We start from the raw sequence: 7,313 nt of genomic DNA, 5'->3' as shown, positions 1-7,313 counted from the left end.
CTGGTACTTCGGGGTGCAGATCTCCTGGACCGTATAGATGCCGTCCTTGAGGACGGTGTCCTTGATGTTGTCCTTGGTCAGAGAGACGACCGGGACGAGGATCGAGGGGACGCCCTGGGTCGTCGGGCTGTCCACCGAGTCCTTGGCGATCGCGTCGAGCTTCTCGCCCTTGGCGAGTGCGACGGCCATCTCGGCGGCTGCGGCGGCCTCGCCCGCGTAGGGCTTGTAGACGCTGGCGTACTGCTCTCCGGCCACGATGCGCTGTACGGCGGCCAGTTCGGCGTCCTGGCCGGTGACGGGCGGGAGCTTGGTGATGCCCGCGGCCTTCAGGGCGGTGATGATGCCGCCCGCCATGCCGTCGTTGGCGGAGTACACCCCGATGATCTTGTCCTTGCCGAGTGCGGAGATCGCCGCCGCCATATTGGTGTTGGCGTTCTCCGGCTTCCACTCCTTGGTGTCGTACTCCTTGCCGATGTTCACCTTGCCGTGGAGTTCGGCGTGGGAACCCTTCTTGTAGAGGGCGGCGTTCGGGTCGGTGATCGAGCCGTGCATCATCACGATCTGGCCGTCCTTGGCCTTGGCGCCGAGCGCGGTGAGCAGGGCCTTGCCCTGGACCCGGCCGACCTCCTCGTTGTCGAAGGAGGTGTAGGCGTCGATCGGGCCCTCGGCGAGCCGGTCGAAGGCGACGACGGGAATACCGGCGTCCTTCGCCCTCTTCACCCCGCCCGCGGCGGCCTTGGCGTCGACGGAGTCGAGGATCAGCACATCGACCTTGTTGGTGATCATCGTGTCGATCTGCTGCGTCTGGAGTGTGGCGTCCTGCTTGGCGTTGGCGTAGACGACCTTGCCCTTGCCGTCCGTCAGCTCGGTGATCTTCTTCTCGATGAGCGGCTTGTCGAACTTCTCGTAGCGCGCGGTCTGGTTCTCGGGAAGCAGCAGGCCGACGCTGATGTCATCGCCCTTGGCGCCGGTCGACTTCTTGGCCTTGTCACCGGACTCCTTGGCGCTGCCGCAGGCCGCTAGCGAGACCGCCATCGCGGCGGCGGCGGTGGCCATGGCGGCGCGACGCAGATGTGCGTTCACTTGACGAACCTCCCTGACGCGGCCGCGTCGTTGCGGCCGAGGTGGCTGGCAGTCAACTCGGCCGCGCGGAAGGCGTCAAGGAGTAAATTCTTAACGAGATGACAACGGTGCCATGTGTTCTCTAAGTGAAGAACTCGCGCCCGTCGGCGAGGAGTCGTCGAGAAGGGTGGAATCGCCCATTTCGCTGAGCACCAGAGCGAGTGCGCCGAGCACTTCGGCCCGCCCGCCCAGGGCGCCCGGAACCACCGAGAGCCGGCTCGCCGCGCTGGGGATCGCGTACCGGGAAAGGGATTCCCGGATGGGCCCGATGACCAGCTCTCCGGCCTCCGCGAGGTCCCCGCCCAGAATGACGCGGCTCGGATTGAGCAGATTGCAGAGGGTGGCGACCGCGCTGCCGACATGGCGGCCGACGTCGGCGATGACCCGGCGGCAGCCCAGGTCACCGTCGCGGGCCAGCCGGACGACGCCCGCCATCGTCAGATCGGCGCCATGGCTGGGCCGCAGCAGCGGCAGGACATAGCGGGCGGCGGCGAAGGTCTCCAGACAGCCCCGGTTGCCGCAGCGGCAGACGGGCCCCGACTCGTCCAGGGTGATGTGCCCGATCTCCCCGGCCGTGCCGCCGGTGCCCCGGTAGACCTGGCCGTCGATCACCAGACCGGCACCGACCCCGCCGGCGACCTTGATGTACGCGAGATCGCGCACCCCGCGTCCGCTGCCCCAGACCAGCTCGCCCAGCGCGCCGAGGTTGGCGTCGTTGTCCACATGGACGGCGACGCCGAGCCGCTCGGCCATCTCCTTGCTGGGGTTCGTGCCGATCCACCCCGGGAGCATCGAGGTCGCGCCGAGCGTGCCCGACTCGCCGTCGATCGGTCCCGGGACTCCGAGGCCGACGCCGATCACCTTCTCGCGTGACACACCGGTGGCCTCGATCATCCGGTTGACCAGCACTTCCGCCCGGCCGAAGCCATGCTCGGACGAGGCGTCCACATCGAGCGGCTCCGCCTCCTCGGCGAGGACCCGGTGGGCCAGGTCGGCGACCGCGACCCGCAGGTGGGTGTGCCCGAAGTCGACGCCGATCACCACGCCCGCGGCACCGCTCAGCGAGATGCTGCGGGCCCGGCGGCCCCCCGCGGAGGTGGGGGTGACCTCGACGGTTCCGCCGTCCTTCAGCTCACGGACGATATTGGAGACCGTGGCCGCCGACAGCCCGGTGCTCCGCGCGATCTCGGCCTGGGTCAGCGAACCCGCCATACGGACGGCCCGTACGACCCGTTCGAGGTTGGCCCGGTGCAGCGAGGACTGCGATCCCGGAGTCTCCATTGCTCATCCACTTCCGCTCCCGGCGAGCGGCACGACGGCCGTCCGCCGACCGGAGATCCCCTGACGGGACCCCGGCATATCTCCAACTTGTGAAGGCCAAGCTCACTGTCCCGGGGATATCACGTCAAGCCCTTGAGCACGAAGCACACCAAATACCCCCCGGTGAAGATCCACCGGGGGGACTCGTTTTGCGGGTCGTACGGACGGGGTCACCGCCGCCGGGCGCGGTCCGGCCCGCGGAGCCCTGACCGGGGGGCTTGCCGGGCGCGGGTGCGGGCGTCGAGCCCGTCCCGGGACCGGGGACACCCCCGCAGGGGAAGCGCGCCGGCCGGAGGCGGGACGCGGCTCCCTGCGGGGGTGTCCCCGAAGGTGCCGAGGGAGTGGAACCCCGGCGGTGCCGAGGGAGTGGAACCCCGGCGGCGCCGAACGGACGCGCGGCCTACTTCACCGCGCCCGCCGTCAGCCCCGCCACCACCTGGCGCTGGAAGATGATGTACGCGGCCAGCACCGGCAGCATGGCCATCACCAGTCCGGCGAAGAGCCCGGACCAGTCACCCTTGTAGCCCTGGCTCACCGCCAGCTCCACCAGACCCTGCGAGAGCACCTTCTTGTCCGGATCGGTGTTGAGCACCGTCGGCAGCATGTACTGGTTCCACTGCCCCAGGAAGTTGAAGATGCCCACACTGATCAGTCCGGGCCTCGCCATCGGCAGCATGACCTGGAAGAAGGTCCGGGTGTGCGACGCCCCGTCGATCATGGCCGCCTCCGCCACCGACGATGGCAGCGTCCGGAAGAAGGCGGTCAGGAAGAACACCGTGAACGGCAGTGAGTAGGCGATGTACACCAGGATCAGGCCGTGCGTGGTGTTCAGCAGGGACATGTTGTTGAGCACATAGAACAACGGCACCAGCGCGAGCATGACCGGGAAGCTCATTCCCCCGATGAAGAGGTAGTAGAGGAAACGGTTCCCGGGGAAGGAGAAGCGGGCCAGCACATAGGCCGCCATCGAGCCGAGCAGCAGTGTCCCGACCAGCGAACCCCCCACCACCACAATGGTGTTGAGGAAGTACTCGCTCATCTTGGCCTCGGTCCAGGCCCGGGACCAGTTCTCGAAGTGGATCTTGTCCGGGAGCGCCCAGGGCGAGCTGAGGATCGAGTTGTCGTCCTTGAAGGACGACACGACGGCCCACAGCAGCGGGATCACGACCATGAAGGCCCACAGGATCAGCATCCCGTGCGAGAAGACATTGAGGACTCCGCCCTCGGTCGCCTTCTTCCTGGCCTTGCCCGGTGTCGGTTCGGATGTCGGGCGGACCGCCGTGGGCTCGGTGGCGTCCGCGGGCGGGGTTTCGGTCGTCTTCACTTCAGTACTCCAGCCGCTCGCGCCGGCCCAGCCGCATCACGATGGCCGCGAAGACCAGCGTGACGAGGAGCAGCGCGACACCGATCGTCGTTGCGTACGCAGCCTGTCCGTCGCGGAACGCCGTCTGGTAGACGTGCAGCGGCAGAACGGTCGTGGCGTAGTCGGGACCGCCCGGCCCCACGGACATGATCTGCACCACCGCGAACGCCTCCGCACCCAGCGCCAGGATGCCCATATAGACCCAGCCGGACTGGATGGTGTCCCACAGCAGTGGCAGCGTGATGCGGAAGAAGGTGGTGATGCGGTTGGCGCCGTCCAGCAGCGCGGCCTCGTAGAAGTCCTTGGGGATGGACGCCATGCCCGCCGAGAAGAGGACGACGAAGAACCCGACGGTGCTCCAGACGAGGACGACCATGATGCACCAGAGCGCGAGATCCGGATCGCCCAGCCACAGGGGTGGTTCATCGACCCCGACCGCTTCGAGTACGGAGTTGATCGCTCCGTCCTTCGGGTTGTACGCGAACTGGAACAGCAGGGCGACGATCGCGATCGACAGCACCTGGGGGAAGAAGTAGGCGATCTTGTAGAAGGAGGAGCCCCGTACGCCGGCGATCGCGGCGCCCTTCCGCCGCCGCCCCCCGACGTTGAGCATGAAGGCGAAGAACAGCGCGAGGCCGAGCGTCACCAGCGGCAGCAGCAGCGCGAGAAGCACACTGTGCTGAAGGGACTTCCAGAAGACGTCGTCGTCCCACATCCTCTGGTAGTTGTCGAAGCCGACCACCTTGAAGTCCGGGCTCAGACCGGTCCAGTCCGTGAACGAGTAGTAGATGGACTGGATGAACGGCCAGATGACGAAGAGTGCGTACAACGCCAGTGGGGCCGCCAGGAACCCCACGATGAACCGGTACTTGCCGTGCTGCATGGTTTACCGACCTCGATCTTCCCACGGTTGCCGCCGCCGCTGGTGACAGTCCCTCACTGGTGCTTGTAGTGCTTGATCGACTGATCCTTCGCCGCCGCGTCGGCGAACTTCTGGATCTTCGTGATCGTCTCAGCGGGGGTGAGACGGCCGGCCATCATCTCGCCCAGGGCGGAGATGCCGATCTGCTCCTTGTTGAGCTTGACATACCAGTCCTGGAGCCGGGGGTTGACGACGTTGGTTCCGGCCTTCGTCAGGGCCGCGACGCCGGACGCGAGGCCGGGGGGCATCTCCACACCGTCGGTGCCGCCGTTGAGGGCGCTCAGCGACTTGGTGTGGCCGGTGAAGTTCTTCGACGACTCCTCGCTGAGCATGATGCGCAGCTGCTCCATGCCGCCCTGCGGGTTCTTCGCGTTCGCGGGGACGACGAAGGGTTCACCGCCGGAGGCCCAGAGGGTGCCGAACGGCATCTTGTCGGAGGCGTCCAGGCTGGACGGCGCCGACACCGACAGCTTGAAGTCCTTGGGAATGACGTTCGCGGACTCGTTCTCCACCCAGGAGCCGTTGGGGATGAAGAGCGCATCGCCCTTGGCCCAGGAGGTCTGCGACTGGATGTGGGTCATACCGGGGGTCCCCTTGAGGATGTACCCCTTCTTGAACAGCTCGTAGTACGCCTCGAAGGCGGACTTGACGGCCGGGTCCTTCCAGGCGTTGGGCTCCAGGTTGTCGATCTTGTCCAGGACCTCATTGCCACCGATCTTGGCAATGAACGGGAAGAGGGAGAACGGCAGGTAGTACGGGTACTTGCCCGGGTAGGTCCAGCCCGCGATGCCCTCCTTCTTGGCCTTCGCACACAGGGCGAGCATGTCGTCCCAGGTCTCCGGGTAGGTGGCGTCGAGCTTCTCCAGCGCGGTCTGCGAGTACCACACGCCGTACACGGTGTAGGCGTAGTACATGATCCAGACCGGGTCGCCGTCGAACTGGCCCATCTCCAGCACACCCGGCCGCAGGGTGTCGCGGACCTTCTTGTTCGGGTCGTCGATGGAAGGGGCGTCCATCAGCGGGGTGAGGTCGAGCAGCTGCTTCTTGCCGACCAGGACACCCATGTCCATCTGCTCGGCACCGGAGTTGTCGATCAGGTCCGGCGGGGTGCCGCCGTTGAACCGCGGCTGGAGGACCGACTGGATCTTCTGGGTCGACTGGTGCTTGACCTTCACCTTCGGGAAGGAAGCCTCGTACTTCTTCTCGGCGTCGAGGGCGTACTTGTCGCCGAAACCGCCGTTGAAGATGACGACTTCGAGCGGTGCGGTCTCATTGACGCCCAGCGGGTTCTTCGCGCTGGTCTTGCCCTTGTCGACGCCCTTGTCCTTGTCGCCGTCGCCGCTCGCGCAGGCGGACAGGAAGCTCATGGTCGGAACCGTCAACAGGCCGAGTGCGGCGGACCGCTTGATCAGACTACGACGGCCGAGGCCCTCATTGGTGTTGTTGTGGGCGGAGGTGGATCCCATGCTCAAGTCCTCGCCTTCATCAGGACTCAGGCGGTGAACCGGTCGCCCGTACGTCTCGCCTCAGGCGAAGGGCCCCGTTACCGCGGTCAGTTGCTGTGTTTCCCCGGGGGAAATCAGTGAAGCTCAGGTGATGCACGGTCGACAGAGTGATCGGTTCACGGGCAGCAGTGAATAAGCGCACGGCTGACCGCCTTCCCGGTTCCCCCTGGCCCGCACTGTGTGCAACAGCTGTGCGGGTGCCGACAGGTATAGTCCACTTCACGTCAACGGAGCAAGATCGAAAGCAAGGTTGGTCGGCAGTCTTTCCCGAGTTGAGACCTCACGTATATCTGAGCCCCGTGGCCGCCCATTTGACCACATCACTCTTAGCGGAACGCGACATTCCAACCGCGACACCACACCAGCACCTCTGACCCCACGAGTCACTTGAGCCCGTAGCACCCCCTGCACAAAGAGGTGACAACGTTGTCCGTCGCCACCTTCCGTGCGAGAGCCGGCTCGTGCGGGCCGGCCCGAAACCGCCCTGCCCGAAACCGCCCGCCCGAATGGGACGGGCGCGCACCGGGCCGCCGCAATATCGGTTGCACCGGAACGGGCGGCCAGAAATGATCTTCCGAGTCCGGCGACAGCACCCTGTCGGAATAGCGGGAAATATCACTGACAAAGTGGTGGAGTCGCTCGCCAGGGGCGAAAGCGCCAAAGCAGGGGAAACAGGGAAATCACCCCGGCCGTTCTCCACCCGGCGGAAACATGGCCGGATTTCTTGCGCATCCCGGTACCGGGCGATCGGGCCCGCCCGCCCGGCGTGACCTCAGGGCGGGGAGTTCGGGTGTTCCGGGCATCCCCTGAGGGTGGCACCCGGCTCAGGGCGGCTCCCCTCACGCCCCCGCCGTGATCTCCTGCGCCAGCCTCACCAGTGCCGGGAGGGCCGGGTGGGTGGTGCGGTCCGGCCAGGCGAGGCTGACCGGGAGTGGGGGTGCGTCGGTGAGGGGGACGAAGGTGACGCCGGGCCCTCCTCGCCGCCGACTACCAGCCACCCCGCCTCGACCGCCCCGTCACCGGCCAGACCCACTGCCACCAGCACGCCGTCCTCGACACCGAGGCCGACCACACCCTCCGC

Annotated in this window: 5 protein-coding genes and 1 pseudogene; all 6 read right to left on the bottom strand. The window is 66.7% G+C overall.

The annotated features are described in order from the left end of the window. On the bottom strand, window positions 1-1,071 hold a 1,071-nt coding region (locus ACWF94_RS27795), incomplete at its 3' end, for a substrate-binding domain-containing protein (RefSeq protein WP_453494151.1). Window positions 1,072-1,173: 102 nt separating this feature from the next. Further along, window positions 1,174-2,403, bottom strand: coding sequence for an ROK family transcriptional regulator (locus tag ACWF94_RS27790; RefSeq protein WP_453494148.1), 1,230 nt, complete (start codon window positions 2,401-2,403; stop codon window positions 1,174-1,176). A 439-nt stretch (window positions 2,404-2,842) separates the two neighbouring features. After that, window positions 2,843-3,766, bottom strand: coding sequence for a carbohydrate ABC transporter permease (locus ACWF94_RS27785; RefSeq protein WP_453494145.1), 924 nt, complete (start codon window positions 3,764-3,766; stop codon window positions 2,843-2,845). 1 nt (window position 3,767) lies between these two features. Then, window positions 3,768-4,688 (bottom strand): carbohydrate ABC transporter permease, encoded by a 921-nt coding sequence (locus tag ACWF94_RS27780; RefSeq protein WP_453494142.1) that lies wholly within the window; start codon window positions 4,686-4,688, stop codon window positions 3,768-3,770. A 53-nt stretch (window positions 4,689-4,741) separates the two neighbouring features. Further along, a complete protein-coding gene (ngcE, locus tag ACWF94_RS27775) occupies window positions 4,742-6,193 on the bottom strand; it encodes an N-acetylglucosamine/diacetylchitobiose ABC transporter substrate-binding protein (RefSeq protein ID WP_453494139.1) in 1,452 nt (483 codons plus the stop codon). Between the two features lie 910 nt (window positions 6,194-7,103). Further along, window positions 7,104-7,313: pseudogene (locus tag ACWF94_RS27770) on the bottom strand (hypothetical protein); the annotation flags it as partial.

This window comes from Streptomyces sp. NPDC055078 (assembly GCF_053607985.1).
The sequence above is the reverse complement of the archived record's forward strand: the minus strand, read 5'-3'. Positions and strand labels throughout refer to the sequence as shown.